General features: G+C 39.2%; 12 protein-coding genes. 3 read left to right on the forward strand and 9 right to left on the reverse strand.

The genetic code is table 11. The features are described from left to right. The first annotated feature begins 283 nt into the window (after window positions 1-283). Entirely contained in the window at window positions 284-592 is a 309-nt protein-coding gene (locus D0907_RS11790) for a hypothetical protein (RefSeq protein WP_118844515.1), read from the forward strand. 147 nt (window positions 593-739) lie between these two features. Here D0907_RS11790 and D0907_RS11795 read toward each other — a convergent pair whose 3' ends face one another. The 5 genes from D0907_RS11795 to D0907_RS11815 form a co-directional block, all read right to left on the reverse strand. After that, a complete protein-coding gene (locus D0907_RS11795) occupies window positions 740-2,848 on the reverse strand; it encodes a TonB-dependent siderophore receptor (protein ID WP_118844516.1) in 2,109 nt (702 codons plus the stop codon). 370 nt (window positions 2,849-3,218) lie between these two features. After that, a complete protein-coding gene (locus tag D0907_RS11800; RefSeq protein ID WP_074989023.1) occupies window positions 3,219-3,806 on the reverse strand; it encodes an acyl carrier protein phosphodiesterase in 588 nt (195 codons plus the stop codon). A 231-nt stretch (window positions 3,807-4,037) separates the two neighbouring features. Next, a complete protein-coding gene (locus tag D0907_RS11805; RefSeq protein ID WP_065978630.1) occupies window positions 4,038-4,784 on the reverse strand; it encodes a CPBP family glutamic-type intramembrane protease in 747 nt (248 codons plus the stop codon). Between the two features lie 272 nt (window positions 4,785-5,056). Beyond that, complete coding sequence (locus tag D0907_RS11810; protein ID WP_118844517.1) at window positions 5,057-6,142, reverse strand: DUF4785 domain-containing protein; 1,086 nt, start codon at window positions 6,140-6,142, stop codon at window positions 5,057-5,059. Between the two features lie 10 nt (window positions 6,143-6,152). Then, complete coding sequence (locus tag D0907_RS11815) at window positions 6,153-7,019, reverse strand: hypothetical protein (protein WP_118844518.1); 867 nt, start codon at window positions 7,017-7,019, stop codon at window positions 6,153-6,155. 299 nt (window positions 7,020-7,318) lie between these two features. Between D0907_RS11815 and D0907_RS11820 the strand changes: the two genes are divergently transcribed. Continuing rightward, window positions 7,319-8,008: an alpha/beta fold hydrolase gene (locus D0907_RS11820; RefSeq protein WP_036966687.1), complete on the forward strand. Its 690-nt coding sequence runs from the start codon at window positions 7,319-7,321 to the stop codon at window positions 8,006-8,008. A 148-nt stretch (window positions 8,009-8,156) separates the two neighbouring features. Here D0907_RS11820 and D0907_RS11825 read toward each other — a convergent pair whose 3' ends face one another. The 3 genes from D0907_RS11825 to arsB form a co-directional block, all read right to left on the reverse strand. Further along, entirely contained in the window at window positions 8,157-9,746 is a 1,590-nt protein-coding gene (locus tag D0907_RS11825) for a Na/Pi cotransporter family protein (protein ID WP_118844519.1), read from the reverse strand. Window positions 9,747-10,169: 423 nt separating this feature from the next. Then, window positions 10,170-11,720: an alkaline phosphatase D family protein gene (locus tag D0907_RS11830; RefSeq protein WP_065978634.1), complete on the reverse strand. Its 1,551-nt coding sequence runs from the start codon at window positions 11,718-11,720 to the stop codon at window positions 10,170-10,172. 275 nt (window positions 11,721-11,995) lie between these two features. Continuing rightward, on the reverse strand, window positions 11,996-13,018 hold the full coding sequence (gene arsB / locus D0907_RS11835) for an ACR3 family arsenite efflux transporter (RefSeq protein ID WP_118844520.1): 1,023 nt from the start codon (window positions 13,016-13,018) through the stop codon (window positions 11,996-11,998). 822 nt (window positions 13,019-13,840) lie between these two features. On the opposite strand from arsB, the gene D0907_RS11840 reads away from it, so the two are divergent. After that, window positions 13,841-14,182 carry a winged helix-turn-helix domain-containing protein gene (locus tag D0907_RS11840; protein WP_118844521.1) on the forward strand — a complete coding sequence of 114 codons (342 nt, stop codon included), beginning with the start codon at window positions 13,841-13,843 and terminating at the stop codon, window positions 14,180-14,182. Between the two features lie 1,198 nt (window positions 14,183-15,380). Here D0907_RS11840 and D0907_RS11850 read toward each other — a convergent pair. Beyond that, window positions 15,381-15,608 (reverse strand): TetR-like C-terminal domain-containing protein, encoded by a 228-nt coding sequence (locus D0907_RS11850; protein ID WP_118844523.1) that lies wholly within the window; start codon window positions 15,606-15,608, stop codon window positions 15,381-15,383. Between the last annotated feature and the right edge of the window lie 490 nt (window positions 15,609-16,098).

A 16,098-nucleotide genomic window follows, 5' to 3' on the forward strand; every position in this document is an offset into this window, starting at 1 on the left:
ATTATTTTATTACTTTTAAGTAAGAAAACAAATATAACATCATTTTTAACAAACAGTGAAAAGAATTGTCGATAAGCGACCGACCTCATAAATGATACAAGCATGACCGACTCTCGACTCTGCGCACACCTTAAACTACATAAATAGCATAGTAACTTCTTTGCTGAATAAGCAACAAACCATTAGTCGCACTTATTCTGAAAACGAATTAATCCTGCAAAATATTGTTGGCCTCGTTAAAGCTTAGGTATAATCTCTTTTTCGACTGAATTTTGGTTTTTAAATGAAAAAGCTTTCTAAAGTACAACAAAAACAACAAACGCTTGTATTAAACGTTGCCGATGCCCTTGAAATTCAAGGCCGCGCAGAGCTTGAAGGTATGGTGCAATGCTGGTTTGATGTTGAATATCACTTATTTCCAGGCTCATTATTGCTTTGTTTTCAGTTCGAAAACCAACAAACACTCGATGCTGCAACCCCAGAATTATTAACGTGGCAAAAGCGCCTAAGTGGCGCAATGCTAAAAAAAGGCGTGATTTTAAAAGACATGCGCAGGCACTTAGTATTTACCCTTAAAGGGCCTGATGATTAATCGTTAAAATATAATACCGGTTACAAGGGGCTAGCCTATTAGTCCTTGTAAGCAGAGTAAATTCACGCCTACGATTAAATAGCAACGTGTTGCAATAATCGTAGGGGTAACTTTAGCCGTAAAGGGCTTAGCTTAGCGCCAACCTCGTTAAAAGGTATATTTTAAGCTTAATTTATAATTTATTGGCTCGCCTGGCTGAGTCCAAATAGCAGAATAAGAGTTGGCGTAATATTTTTTATCCAATAAGTTATTTACATTAAATTGTATGCTTACATCATCGTTCACATGATATTTGGCAAACATATTTACTAAAGTGTAAGAAGGTAAATAATAAGTAGGATCAATGGTTTCACCTAACCTCTCACCAACATATTGTACAGCGAGTCCAACCGTTGCATTTAAATCGACTAGGTCGTTTAAATCTCTTTTTATTTGAGCATTAGCACTGTGTTTAGGAATATTAAGTAACGGACTCCCCTTTGGCAGTTTTACCCACCAATCAGGATTAACAGTGTCGTTTGCTGTTTTGGCATCTGTGTAGGTATAGGCAAAATCGAATGACATACTGTCTGTCATGTCACCATGTAAATCAAGCTCAATGCCATCACTTGTCACTTCACCTAACGCCGTTGATACACCTGCTTGCAAGTCTGTTGTTAACATATTGCTTTTTTCAGCACTAAATACTGTAAAACTACCACTGACACTATCGGTATTAAACTTGATACCGGCCTCGAAAGAAGCGGTTTCTTCAGGCTCAAATGCATCGCCGTTACTATCGTAACCACTGTTGGGTCTGAAGCCTTCAGAATAACTCGTGTAGTACTGCAGGTTGTCTGAGTGGGCATACACTAAACCCACACGCGGGCTAAATGTACTTTGATCACTTTTAGACTGCTTTAGATTAATATGATTATCTATTTGCTGATCAAACCAATCAAAACGACCACCTACTTGTACTTTCCATTGCTCACTGACATCTATTTGATCTTGAATATAAACCCCATAGCTATGCTGTACTTCAGTGCTGTTATATAAAAGTGACCCTTCTGGCGCTGTTTTTCCATACACAGGGTTGTACATGTTAATGGCATAACGGGTATCTTCCAGTGTAGGACGGTATCGATACCACAGTTTATCAAAGTCGAACTTGCTGGCATCTGCGCCAATTAATAAATGGTGTGTAAAACCAGCGAGCTCAACACTCCCGCTAAGCTCTGTTCGCGCAGAAAGATACGCTGTTTGAAAGTCGCGTTGATTATGTTGCCGACTTAATGTTTCGCCATCTTTAAAATAAACTTGTCTACTGGGTGCCAGTTCGGCATCACTTGATTCACTTAAAAATTTCGAATCACTGTAACTAAAGCCATTCAAAAGAGACCATTGTCCAATTTGGTGTTCAAAAGTAAGTTGATGAGAAATAGCATCGACCTCTGTTGGCTTGTCACTGGGTTCACCTAAAAAAGTCTCAATGGGTAATGAATCAATTTTTCCATCAATGGCAACAATACCGCGGTCAAAGGTTGTGCTTTGATCGACATACTCAAGTTCATAATTTAACTTTGATGTGTCTGAAATTAACCATAATATTGAAGGAGTAACCACCCTTTTACTTGACTCATGGTAGTCTCGGAAACTTTCACCATCTTCGACAGCCCCGTTTATTCTAAAAGCAACGTGCTCTGAAAGCGCGTTAGTATAGTCGGCTTCTGCACGGTAATTTTGCCAGCTTCCCCCCGTTACTTTTACATAACCCTGCTGTGCAAACTGTGGCTTTTTAGTAATAATATTAATTGTACCGCCAGGCTCAGAACGACCATAAAGCGCAGAACCCGGTCCTTTCATTACTTCTACGTAATCAATATTGCTCGTATCACGCGTACCGCTGAAGCTTCTCCCAGATGAATAACCATTAATTAAAAAGCCTGACGGAATACTCTCATCACCGACTAATCCACGAATAGCAAAGCTTTCCCATAAACCGCCAAAATCATTTTGCTCAGCAATACTTGGGGTTAAATCAAAGATATCGGTGAGCGTGTTCACACCCGCATCATCAAGACTTTCAGTAGAAATAAATTCAACACTTTGTGGTTGTTCGTTCAGAGGAATGTCCCCACGGAACGCTTGCCTAACACCCGATACAGATATTTTCTCTATATTCGGTGACGCTGTTGTTGCATAAACAGTAGGAGTTAAAAGAGTGCTAATAGCAACTGAAAGGGCTGACAAGTGGTATCGGTTAATTATAGTCATTCTATCTCTTGGGTATAAATACAGCTTAATCGGTTAGGTTCTTACTCAAATAGTGTCAATAGAACCCATAAGATACTGCGTTGAGTGAAGGTAAACTTACAGGCAAAGGTATGTTTATGAGCATGAAAACAACAACCATTATCATTTAGATAGATAATAACTAAACATAATAAAAAGCGCCACCCCCTTCCATATAAATATTACAAAAGTATTGAATGACTAAATTAAGGGGGTTGTGAGGACTAACGAGTGAATTTTTAAAAACCTTTCGCACATCGCAATTTTACAGCAACGATTAAGCAACAGGCCATTGTAATCTTGGCATAACTGGCTTTCGTCGTGGGGGTTTTAATTCGGTATTTATAGTTGCTTACAGCTTTTCAATCGCCTGCTGTTTCACATGTTCAACCAATTCAGGGAAGAAAGCTAAAAACACGGCGTCTAAATCATGGTAATGACGGGCAATGTCTTCAGCTGCGCCCGCAAAGTTATTAGCAAAGCGAATGCGTCGTGCAATGTTATCGAGCGCAAGACCTACTCCATCGAGAGTTTCGTACTCTTTAAACCAGTCGTTTTCAGTCATGCTTTTTACAACATGCTGCATACGCAAAGGCATCATGGCGCGTCGCGCATTTAAAAGCGAATAACTCATGTGTTTAAAGTCATGCAATGGTTGGCTATTAAAACGCGACCAATGTTGAATTAAAAAATGATCAAACGCCACATCAATTGCAACACTGGCAAAGCGTTTACGTGCAGGTGAAAAGTACTGTTTGGCCTCTTTAACGAGTGGATGCGTATCAGTAAATTTATCAACGAGGTAGTGATTTTCAAGGCCAAACTTAACGGGCTTAGGTAACTGTGCCAAATGCCTACGCCCACCAAAATCTCCCAACAGATTGCCAAAATGCGAATCAGCCGTTGGTTTTGCTAAATAAAGATGAGCCAAGTAATTCAACGTATTCTCTAAGATAATGTGTTTATGACAGTTTAAAAGATAACAGGCTGTAGAATCTAGGGTGAAGGCTAAACGTTAAAGCCACAAAATGCGGATTAAGACTCTTTGGCGCTAAATAAATTTCACGGCTACAAAAAGCATCCCAAATCACGGTTAACCCTAAAAGAGGCTTAACCGTGAATGGTTAAAGTAACGCGCCCAGCGCCTATAAACACAGTAATCTCGTTGCGGCTACACTAACTGCCCAACTAAGTTCACCGAATTATGCGCCAAAATAGGAAATACAAGGCTGCCTGTACGCTCTCTTAACCACAGTAAAATAAAACCATAGGTGCTCGTTAATGCGATTCTAAAGGTAGAAAAAAACCATTCTCCCTCGCTATACATGACCCCATGTGCTAAACCAAATAGTAAAACCAACAGTAAACCAGCAACATTTATTGGCGCACCCAGCAAATTAAAACGCGTAGATATGACTGCTAAAGAAAAACAAAACAATAATACCCCTCTAAACATAGGCTCTTCATCAAATCCGGGGATGACAGCTTGATACAGTAATGTTTCAAGATCATAGTTAGGATCGCTTCCTAAAATCAGGGTGATAACTACCTGCAAAATGATAAACAAACCCATCATCATAAACGCAGGTTCAATAGAGCCTTCATTTTGCTTAAAGGTAAAACCAGCCTCTTTAATTTTAAAGTCTTTTTTAAAGCGAATTAAAGCAAGTAATACACACCCCCATAGGATAATGGCGGCTATTTTTCCTGACCAATTCCACCTAAGATCTGAGAACAATACGTCGAGTGGAATAATCGCTTTACCATTAAATAAGGCGAAGCAATAACAGATAAAAATGACTAATGATATGCATAACCAACGAGGGCTAATGGTCACTTTTTTAAGTAACGTTAAGAGCAAAACAATGAAAGCTATAAAGCCAATATTGGCCAATACTGCTAAATAAATACCTGGCATTCCCTTTCCTTAGTAAAATTGTCAGTCCCACATTTTTATGTCCAAATTTTATCTTAAACATAAAAGGCGCATTATTAAACAGATATTTAGCCCTTTAGTGCGAAATAAATTTCACGGCTTCAAGTAACTTAAAATACTTTGATACAGCTGAAATGGCTTTAGTGATTAAGAGGTGTAATCAACTTACTTAGGGGGGTCATTTGCTTTATAGCTCAGCCTTAAGGCACAAAAAAGCCGGTTTATGCACCGGCTTACAAATTGGTTAGTTGTGTTTATTGCCCCTGTGCAAACTTTAACATTCGCGTTTGGTCGGTAAGTTCAATATCCACCAGCTCAAACGGGGCTTTAGCAGCTTTTGAAACAGAAAATGGCATCATAAATTGATCATAGTTGTCTATTTGCTTAGCCACTTCTACTGTTGCTAGTTTTACGCGTTCGCCCTTATCGCCTTTACCGGTTAAAGTGGCACGAATAGCGTAACGCCCAGAGTCAGTAACTTGCACAGGCACCCATGCTTGGTACTGGTTGTTGCCAAGTGCCGTAACTTTAGCATTATCCATAGTAATGGTTTGCGAACTGTTCACAAACGGCATTTTTATAGAGCGTTTTACAGTTTGCCCATTTACTTTTGTTTCGACATTCGCCTCAAGCTCATAATAGCCATTTGCTGCACCGAGGGTTTCAAGCGGGTATGTGAAAACTGCCTCACCATTTTCATAGCGTACATCAAGTTGCTCGCCTTCAGGGCTGTATAAGCTAAGTTGCACCTCGTTATCTTTAACGCGCTTTTGCCCCATACTCAACTGCATGCCTACGCGCTGCTGCTGGTCGTTTACTTTAAATTGCGTTTTGGCATGTAAGGCGTTACGCGAGCCTTTTTCAATAACATGTACTAAGTAGGTGTCGTTGTCGTTAAGCGCTTGGCTTGTTTTTAACATTGCCTTAGCGTTAACTTGGCCAAGCTTAAGGCCAACACTGCCATCAGTAAAACCGGCATTTTGCATTTGCTCCCGCGCCGCAATAGCGTGCATTGGCAGCTGTTGCGCATTGGCATCACTCACTGAAAACTTATCGAGCTGCAAGTCGCGCGGTTTAAACACTTCACCGCTCTCAAAACGCGCTTTAGGGGCGATACGAATAAAATGTTCCGCTTGGTTCACAAACACCGGTACACCGCGCTTTAGCTCTTTGCCTGACACGCGTTGCCAATACTCTACGCTGTCTTTTTCAAGCATTTGTAACTGCGCTACAGACGCCGATTGAACCTCAGGAAATTGATAAACGGTTTGCTCATTTGCATTTGCCGCAGAGCTCACAAGCAGTATTGCAGCACATATTTTGCTTAAATTATTGATCATTGTCTGGCTCCTAAATTCGATTTTTAATCATGTCTGGCAAGCCAAAACAATTGCGACGACTTTGCTGGTGGCTTAAAGGCTCACTGCCTTTCGTGCGTGATTTATCTGTAAACCACACCGTCCCAGCTAGCGACTGAGAGCTACAATTTAAAAAACCATCTGAACAGCTGTCTAACCAATTTTGTGTCACTTCAAGTGCCACTTGATTTTGGTATCCGCCGCAATAACTATCGCTATCCCACACAGCCGAATCAACATCACTGCCGACAACCGTTTCAAAACGAGATGGTAAACTTGGGCGGTTTGGTGTGCCGTACAACCACTGAGCGTTATACGATGCCATCCACGATACTTGTTGTTGTTTTACTGCATCGTTGCCATAGCCCAGTAACCAGCCTAAGCTTTGCTCAAACGAGTTGCCCGCAACAACCGCATCAGCCAACGGCGTACCACCACTTGATGGAGCCAGTGCAATAGTGCGCGTTACTTTATTTATAATATTTGGAAAACGGCTGTCCCATGTCGGGTTTGATAAAATCCAACGCACCACATTGCCACCGTTAGAATGAGTGATCAGTGTTAAGTCAGTAATATTTTTATTATTTATAAATGTGGTTAGCTGCCCAGCTAAACAGCCCGCGGCTCCATCGGCCCACATATACTGCTCAAAGTCACAATTGATCACCGTGTAGTTACTGGTGTTTGGTAAACCTTGGCGTACCGTATTAACAAAACTGCCTGTCCAATAGTCGTTATATGCATCTGTTTGCTGACCTGTGCCGTGAACAAATGCAACCCCTTGCGCCGCAAACGCGCTGTGGCTCATACCCGCGGCCAGTACTAATACCGGCACTAGTGAGAGTGTTTTTATTTTCATGTGTGTTCCTGTTGATTGTAATTATATCTATCAGGTTGGAGGAGTGACCTCCGATCAGAAAATAGACTAAACAGGTACGATTGCAAGAAAATATTTACAATTATTTAACTTTAGTGTTGTTTTTAAGTACAAATTATTAGGTTTTGGGAGGGAGGTTAGAGGTTAGCGGTTAGCGGTTAGCAAAATAAGAAAATCATGCATTGCATATTACGAAATAGTGCTGCTGCACGAAAGTACTATATCCAGCCCTGTTTAAATTTCATACGTTGTAAAATAATTGTTAAACAGGAGAACACTCAATGAAACGCCTACTCACTTTATTTACCCTCTGCTTGGGTATGTGTACAACTGCTTTTGCAGCATGTCGAGATAATGTGGTACTGGTGCATGGCAACACTGCATCCCCCTCTAGCTGGAACAACACCATCAATGAATTAAAACGAAAAGGGTATGCTAGTAGTGAAATTTTCACCCCAGATTGGGGCTCTAAATCTTGCGCTAGTTGCAATGATCACAATGGCAGCGAAGAAACACCAGTACGCAACGCCATTCTTACGGCTATTAACCAATCATGCACAGGTCAGATTGACATTATTGGCCATTCAATGGGGGTCACACTGGCCGCACAACAAATTTATAAATTAGGCATGGCAGCGTATGTTGATACCTTCGTTGGTGTAGCCGGTGCAGCTCGCGGCTTATTAAGCTGCGGCGTTTACCCGTACAACGTGTGGAATAGTACATGTGGTTACTATGGCTTGTCGGTAGGTAGCCCCTTACTCAACAGTATTTATGGCGAGGCATTGGGCGACAAAGTGTATTCTATAAAGAGTTACTCTGATCAAATCGTATGCTCAACGGGCACATGTTATGTGTACGGTATACACAGCAGCCGTTTATGGAATGAAAACGCCACTTACACTTATGTTTTAGGGCATTTTGGTTTGCAAACCGACACCTATGTAAAACAAGTAAGCTTAATTCAATAAAGCCAGATTCAAGCGTACAGAATATGCGCTCCGTACGCTTGAATACCCGCACTGTCAGCTTACTAATCAAAACACCTAAAGCAGTAAATACATACCCAAACATATGTCATTTATCAATTCACTCAACACTGCTTGAGTCATGTTTACACTATAATTCGGCATTTTTATGTGAATACATTTTATGTAAGTTCAATAGTTTATCTTTAAGTCGTTGCGAGTAAGTCACAAAATTTGTCAGCGCGCCAGCGTCTTTTCTATTGGTATCGGCGAGCAGCATTAACAACTTTCGCTGCGCTTGATTAAGGTGCAATTGCAGTGACTTCGCTGCTTTTTCTATTTCATCATTTTTAGGTTGATCAAGGTGCTCACTCGTATGGGTAAACAGGGTAAGCGTATCGCTCGAAAGTTCGCGGATCAAAATCAATATATCGCTCTTTAGCTCAATAAATTGCTCATTCATAATGCGCTTGCTTTCAAACAGATCGATGATGGAGTCGTGAATTTGAAACAAATAATCAAAGCGATTAATTTGCAGAATTAATTCTCGTGACTGTTCTTCATCATTGATTTTACTAACAATAGTCGTGAAATAAGTAATGTATTCCTTTTCAACAAAACTGGCATATTCCAAGCGCTTTTGCGCGGTGTCTTGAATACCCTTAAAGTTTGTTTCTAGGCTAAGCGTGACTTGGTTGTAATTCTCTTTCAAAAAGTTAAGCAGTTGTTGGTTCCCCGACTCCAGTTTATCAACAACGTGCTGAAACTCTTCATCTTCTTGGTAGGTAGGTAACTCAAGACGTTCAAAATCCATTTTGCCTTCGCCAAGCAGAAAATCCACAAATCGCGTAAAAGGATTAAGAAAAAGAATAAAAACCAAGCTGGCAACCACATTAAAAATAAAATGAATATTCGCCAACGCAATTGCTGGCTCCATGGTGATTTCACTTAACTTATTACCAAACAGTAAAATGAAAGGCAGAAACAACAGCACCCCACCCACATTAAACAAAAAGTGACTAAGCGCGGCTTTTTTCGCGGCGATATCCATGCCAAACACCGCAATCATGGCTGTAGCCGTGGTGCCAATGTTCGCGCCCATAATAAGTGGCACGGCATTCTCAAGCCCCAAAATACCTTGTTGTGTAAATACGATTGCCAACCCCGTTGTTACCGAGCTCGACTGCACCATAGCAGTAAATATACAGCCCACTAAAATCGCGATAAGCGGATTTTGCGGCTGCGTTAAAATTTCAATTAATGCGGGGTTATTTTGCAGCGGCGCAAGTGACGAAGAAATCAGATTAAGGCTAAAAAACACAAAGCCGAAATAGAAAATAGCCTTTCCAAATATTGAAAAACGGTTACGAGTCAGCGACAGAAAAAAGCCAATAATAATGATCACAGGAGCAAACACAGTTAGCTTAAAAGCCACCAGCTGTGCCGTGATGGTGGTACCCACGTTCGAACCGAAGATAATACCAACACTGTTTTTAAACGTTAACACCCCGGCATTTACCAGGCTAATAGTGATCACCGAAGTTGCAGAGCTCGATTGAATAAAAGCCGTCACCACCGCACCAATTAACACCCCTAAAATGGGAATATTCGTTGCGCGACTTAACGACTTACGAAAGTGCTCGCCAGATATATTCTCGATCTCCCGAGAAAAGTTCTCGAGACCAAAAATAAAAAGAATAATGGCGGTAAGCCCAGCCATAGCTATAGTAAGATTTTCCATTCGCTTATAACGTACTGATATTATTAATCAACATCGATACAAAAAAGTATAGATTTGAGTACCTTATAGCGCAATGATCGAAAACAAACTAACTGGTTTTAGGGGCGAGTTGCAAGGAACGAGATTCGAGTCGTAGGAGGCGTTTTAACGCCGAACAAAAAAGGAGATATTAGATATCAGTCGTTAGAAGTCAGATGAAAAACACAAGTTAGCGAGTTGCGAGTAGACATCGCGTGAAATAAATTTCACGCCTACGGTGCTAGGTGCTAGGTGCTAGGTGCTAGGTGCTAGGTGCTAGGTGCTAGGTGCTAGGTGCTAGGTGCGGTGCTAGGTGCTAGGTGCTAGGTGCTAACAGCATAGTGTTGGTTTAGGATTGGTAAAGGAGTTAGAGAAAAAGAAAGGCCTGACCCCTTGGTTTTTGTGTTACCTAAAGTCCAATATGATATTTTTAAGTACTTTGCTATAGTCCTTTCCCCTTCGAAACTCAATCGAAACTTGATTTTTGCCATCTACCTTCTCAACACTTACTATCGCAAAGTTATTACGTTTAAATATTTTGGGCTTACCAAAGGCCGTTTTAATCACACTTTCTGAATGATATTTGGAAAACGTGGCATTACCATCTTCAACATGGTCTGCCCTCGCTTTCTTTGCTAATAATTTGCCCCAGTCAAAATGATCTTCTTGCAAGCCCAAAACAAACCAATGAAAGGCAGAAGATATGACATTAAATACTTTAAAATCTGGATCATCTTCATGAGTCAATTGAGCAGCGGCTGAAATATGCACGTCACCTGATAAAAACACTACTTGAGGGCGTTCATCAAGTGTTCGAATATAATCGAGTAACTCTACACGCTGCTTTGCGGCTAAGAACCATTTATCTTCAGGAGTGCCTAGTTTACCTCTGGTATCAGGAAATACGGGAATAGAACTAGCAATAAATTTAACGTTACCACTGCCATCACTTAGCCATGAACACAACTCAGTATATTGAGCATCACTCAAGATTTTCGGTTCAGTGGTGTGTTCAGCTTCATATTTTTTAGATCTTACTTCACTATCACCGCGCACATCTAGAAAGAAAAAGTCACTGTTGCTATGAGTAAACTTGTACCAATACTTTTTGCGGTTTTCGGTTGGATGGAAGGGGAAATTTTGTTGGATAAACTGTTCAGGGTCTTCAATTAGGTTAGAGAAGGCAGCTTGGTGTGCCTCATATGCCCTAAGGCCATATTTAAGAGTATTTTTATTGAACTGCTGATTAACTTTATTTTCGTCTTCTTTGAATTTACCTAATGACCAATCATTTTGTATTTCATGGTCGTCCATCATCATATAGCAAGGTAGTTGCCGAGTGACTTTGTTAAACATGTATAAACCAAACGCTTCGCTATATTCTTTGAAATAGTCTTCAATTTTAGGTCTAAATTGATACTTATCTAAAATATGCGCATGGTCGATGTATATTTGATCACCTAACATAAACAACATGGTTGGTCTTAGTTCTTCGTCAATTTCATCAAGGTAAGCATATATATTGTCGAATGTCTCCTCGCCTTTATTGCCGAGGTTGTCACGGCATGACCCCATAATAAATCGAGTAGTAGCATTATTTTCGTCTGGAAAAGTCGTTATTTGTCCATTTAAATCTGGAGTCTTTTCAGCTCCCCAAACCAGCTTATCTTCTTCAATTGCTTGATTTAGTTCAGCCAACGTATCGCAGATTACATAGCCGACTTCGTAAATGTAGGTCGTATTAGCTTCTAGCGACAAAATATCAACAATGCCCATATCATTGTAATAGGCACTGAAATGAAAAGTCTGAATGGGGAAAAACTGAGGTGATTCCGATTCTCTAACTCGAATAACACCAATACAACTATCAGCATTTAAACAACTACCACCAACACGAAAACTTGACGATGTAGTGTGCCCAACAATTGGACCAATCAATAAAGGTTTAACGAGCATCGCATATCCTTGCTTATATTTCTTATGTTCAAATAATAGGCAAGGTTATATTATTTCTCCAGACATTAATTCTCAATAATTCCGTTAAATAGAGAAAATTCATACTCTGCCCTAGTAAACTAACTACAAAAACAAACCTTTTAACGCATTGTAAATTAACATGATTATCAAGAATTTCACGGTTAATACGGAGGTCTTTCTTTTTGACTTTACTCTAACTCCTCCGCGCAAAATAAATTTCACGTTTACAGTCTAGTTTAGGCGCTAAATCTCTATTATTCGGTAAACCAATGTTTAGTTTTATTCACAATAGCTACAAGAGAAAGCATAACGGGTACTTCAACAAGCACGCCAACCACCGTTGCTAATGCCGCACCAGAATGTAAGCCAAAAAGAGAAATTGCTACTGCTACCGCCAACTCAAAGAAATTTGAAGTGCCAATTAAACAAGCAGGCGCTGCAATATTGTGTTTAAGCTTAAGTTTTACCGCAATAAAGTAAGCAATAATGAAAATGCCGTAGGTTTGAAGAATTAATGGAATAGCAATTAATACAATATTTAAAGGTTGCTCAATAATTGTATTCGCCTGAAAACCAAATAAAAGTACCACGGTTGCCAACAAGCCAATTACAGAAAACGGCTTTAACTTATCCAACAAGCCAGCAATAGACGCTTCGTCTCGCCCTGAACGATTAATACTTTTTCGTGTAAGTACACCCGCGATTAAAGGCAATAACACGTACAACACGACAGATATAAACAAGGTGCCACACGGTACATGAATATCTGTCACACCGAGTAATAAACCAGCAATAGGAGCAAAAGCAAAAATCATGATGATATCGTTTACCGACACTTGCACTAAGGTGTAATTAGCATCGCCCTTTGTTAATTGCGACCACACAAACACCATCGCCGTACAAGGGGCTACTCCCAGTAAAATCATACCCGCAATATATTCTTGAGCCGTTTCTGGTGAAACAAAGTCGGCAAACAATCCTTCGAAAAATAGCCACCCTAATGCAGCCATAGAGAACGGCTTAATAAGCCAATTAATCACCAAGGTTAATACCAGACCTTGCGGGTTTTTACCGACCTCTTTAATGGTTGAAAAGTCGACCTGCACCATCATTGGGTAAATCATCACCCAAATAAAAACAGCAACAACCACGTTGACATGTGCAACTTCGAGCTTTGCAATCGCTTCAAACAAAGGCGGATAAACAATGCCTAACGCAACCCCTGCGGCAATAGATATCGCGACCCACACAGATAAATAGCGCTCAAAGATTCCCATGCTTACACTCCCTAGTTACAGTAGCTCGCCATTCGAGTTATGGCGTTTTACCCAGCATATTTTATAAAGCTAACTCATGTTCATTGAAGGTCGGTATATTCACTACCGTATAAAAACAGTGTGTTTTAAGACTTCCCTATCTTCACTTTAAATTGATGTTAGACACCTATCCTCATTTGTCTACCTAGTATTTTGATATTTAATCGTTTTTATAACTTAAAACAAAATACTGAATAGCCAGCTGTGTTGCGCTTTACCCTGCATTTTTTGAAACCCTAAGCCGCCATAAAGTACTGCTTTATGGCGTATTGATCCTCATCCAAAACTTAAGGCTCATCCGTATTATTACCCCAGCCTAGCTTAAAAAGAGTAGCTAGTTTTAACCTAAAAGTCTGAGATAAAAAATTACCTTTTTAATTCGGACAATCTATAACAAAGGGTCAAGCGACTTTGTCGAGTAACATATAATACTTAAAGCCGTAATTAATAACCGGGCCATTATTGGTGTAAAGTAAATAGAGCATACCGTGAGCCCGCACAATCATTAGCGCCTCAAAAGTGAGATTTATTGAATTGATGAATGTAGATAAATCAAAAGAAAAACTGAACCATGGTTTACGGATAACCTACTGAGATATTTCAGTTGTCTACACTATCACTTCAGGCTCAAAAAATGCCTTAGCAACCCAATAAAAGCAATACTTTTTTCCTAAAACATTTTATTTCACAATATTCTTAATAAATTTAATACTTTTAATACTTTTAATTTTTATTGAGATATGCAGAACAAACTATGTACCATATTTAGAGACGGAGGATAAGATGAAATTTCAACACTCAGGAACGAGCCAAGCTCCCAACAAAAATAAACCTCTTATTTTCGATTATGGAAGCCTGACTATTTATGGAAAAAAAAACAAAGTCAGCCCAGCTACATTTCGGGTTTTTGAGTTTCTTTATCGGAATATTGGAAAAACAGTTAGTAGATTAGAACTACTATGGATTGGTTGGCCAGAACAGAAAGCTGTGCTTGGCAATGTAAATGTTTCAATTTATCAATTGCGAATTATCTTGAATGATACCAACTACATTATTGAAAGTGTAAGAGGAGTTGGTTTCAAGCTAATCAATATGGGAGGAAATAAAATTGAAAATAATAAATAAAAATATAGATGAGTCTATTGTGAACTTAATTCTCGCTATTGACTCACTACCACGGCTCAACTTTGCAAAAAATAACCGGTTATCTATTTCTGAACTCTCCAGCAAACTTCTTCTTGCGGGCCTAGATAATACTTCACTAGAAGATAAAGTGAACTTTATTAAGTTAAGCTCCATTTTTCTTAATGATGTAATACATCATAAAGAAATTAATGAAAAAACATTAAAAAAGAGGAAATTGATTACATAATATATGTATCAAGCAATTAAAAATGATAATCATCAAAAAAAATAAATTAAGAATTTTTACCCATACTTTCGTGCTAACTCTATTAACGTTAACGCTTTATTACGTCGACAATAATCTTTTCATTTTAAGCCTAACATTCTTAATTTTGCTCATCGTTTTTTTCCTTATTTCAAAATTAGAAAAGTATAGACAAGGTCTATACTTTTCATCTTTTATATTTGAGTCGTACATTAACTCAGAATCGATTATAAAAAAAAATTTACCTTTCTATATTTACTATTGGGATAATAAAAAACGACCAATTCACTTAAATTTCAAAGAACAATAAGACACTCAAAAAGCAAGGTCAAAGAGGTCAGGTCTTTCTTTTTGACTTTGCTCTATTCACCATAATTTTCTACGATCGTAAAACTTCGTACGTAATAAATTTCATGCCTAAGGTATCGTGTTTTGCTTTAGCTACACGTGGGCACATTCTAATCTGACTTCTGACGACTGATATCTGATAGCTTTTATTCTCCAACAAAAAAGCCGTTACATTGCTGCAACGGCTTTTTAGTGATTTTGAAACGTTGTACTACGAGACATCAGTGTCTGGACATACAGTTATTTAAGTTTGGGAAAATGTAGCCTCCAATACCTAATTTTTCTTTGTCCAATTTTAATTTATAGATTGGGAATCTATTTGCCAAAAATTAGATCTTCATTGATAGCCGCTATTAAAGTTTGGGAATAAAGCTATTCCCTCGAATTATAATACTCTGCAAAAAATTTAAGGCGTTTTCAACAACTTCTTAACCGTCATATATGTGCCAAAATCAGACCTTTAGACCTATCTCATTTCTGTCCCAAAGTGTGTTTCGAACGGCGATAATGAGCCATTAAAAGTTCAACTGTCCCCAACTTAATCTAATCACCTACTGCGAGAAAAATGTCAGTTAGCGGTCACTGTCACTTGTGAAGTTGGTGCAAAATGTGTTCAACCATAACCTCTGGCTCGTAACGCATAGAACTTTTAACCCACCATTCAATGGTTCCAGTCAAAGCAGAAGCGACAAAATGATACTTTATTTTTTGCGGAATTGAATCTTCATCGTGTTGGTCTCGATTTGCTTTTGTTAAGCCTGAAAATACAATTTCCTGTAACGTCTCTTTGAATGATGTGGCACCTTTATTCATAAGTAATGTTTTAAAAACTTTGACATTGTCTGCGATGTATTCAAAGTTCTCGCCTTATCATGGGGGCGAGCATTAGAATGTTTGCACTGAGAAGTGCTAACGTTATTTTACCAGTAGCCATTCCTCGCTCCGAGCACTGCCCTTTAGATGGGGTAACTGACTGATAACCATTAACTGCATGATTTCTTGATAGTCGAAGGTCAGTATAAGCCCAAGATAAGGATGCTCTTCACTAGCATCCGTTGGGCTACTACAAGTAAATGAACACCTGAGAACAAATAATGATCAGCGTCATAAAATAAGCATTTCTCACCCAATTAAACGCGCTTGTTTAAACCATGATTGGTTGCTAAAAGTACCACCCCAAACTCGACAACATATACGTGATGACGTAGCTAAATATATGAAATATTTCAATGTGGAACGACTTTACACGGCATAAGACTGTTCAGTCATCGATGGAATTTGAAATCCATTTAAAAAAGTGTTC

Origin of the sequence: Pseudoalteromonas lipolytica (genome assembly GCF_003515105.1) — a bacterium.
Taxonomy (GTDB): domain Bacteria; phylum Pseudomonadota; class Gammaproteobacteria; order Enterobacterales; family Alteromonadaceae; genus Pseudoalteromonas; species Pseudoalteromonas lipolytica.

Bases quoted from the DNA above. Each gene is read 5' to 3' on its own strand.
- D0907_RS11790 (WP_118844515.1), top strand. From the start codon at position 284: ATGAAAAAGCTTTCTAAAGTACAACAAAAACAACAAACGCTTGTATTA.
- D0907_RS11795 (WP_118844516.1), bottom strand. From the start codon at position 2,848: ATGACTATAATTAACCGATACCACTTGTCAGCCCTTTCAGTTGCTATT.
- D0907_RS11805 (WP_065978630.1), bottom strand. From the start codon at position 4,784: ATGCCAGGTATTTATTTAGCAGTATTGGCCAATATTGGCTTTATAGCT.
- D0907_RS11810 (WP_118844517.1), bottom strand. From the start codon at position 6,142: ATGATCAATAATTTAAGCAAAATATGTGCTGCAATACTGCTTGTGAGC.
- D0907_RS11815 (WP_118844518.1), bottom strand. From the start codon at position 7,019: ATGAAAATAAAAACACTCTCACTAGTGCCGGTATTAGTACTGGCCGCG.
- D0907_RS11820 (WP_036966687.1), top strand. From the start codon at position 7,319: ATGAAACGCCTACTCACTTTATTTACCCTCTGCTTGGGTATGTGTACA.
- D0907_RS11825 (WP_118844519.1), bottom strand. From the start codon at position 9,746: ATGGAAAATCTTACTATAGCTATGGCTGGGCTTACCGCCATTATTCTT.
- D0907_RS11830 (WP_065978634.1), bottom strand. From the start codon at position 11,720: ATGCTCGTTAAACCTTTATTGATTGGTCCAATTGTTGGGCACACTACA.
- arsB (WP_118844520.1), bottom strand. From the start codon at position 13,018: ATGGGAATCTTTGAGCGCTATTTATCTGTGTGGGTCGCGATATCTATT.
- D0907_RS11840 (WP_118844521.1), top strand. From the start codon at position 13,841: ATGAAATTTCAACACTCAGGAACGAGCCAAGCTCCCAACAAAAATAAA.
- D0907_RS11850 (WP_118844523.1), bottom strand. From the start codon at position 15,608: ATGAATAAAGGTGCCACATCATTCAAAGAGACGTTACAGGAAATTGTA.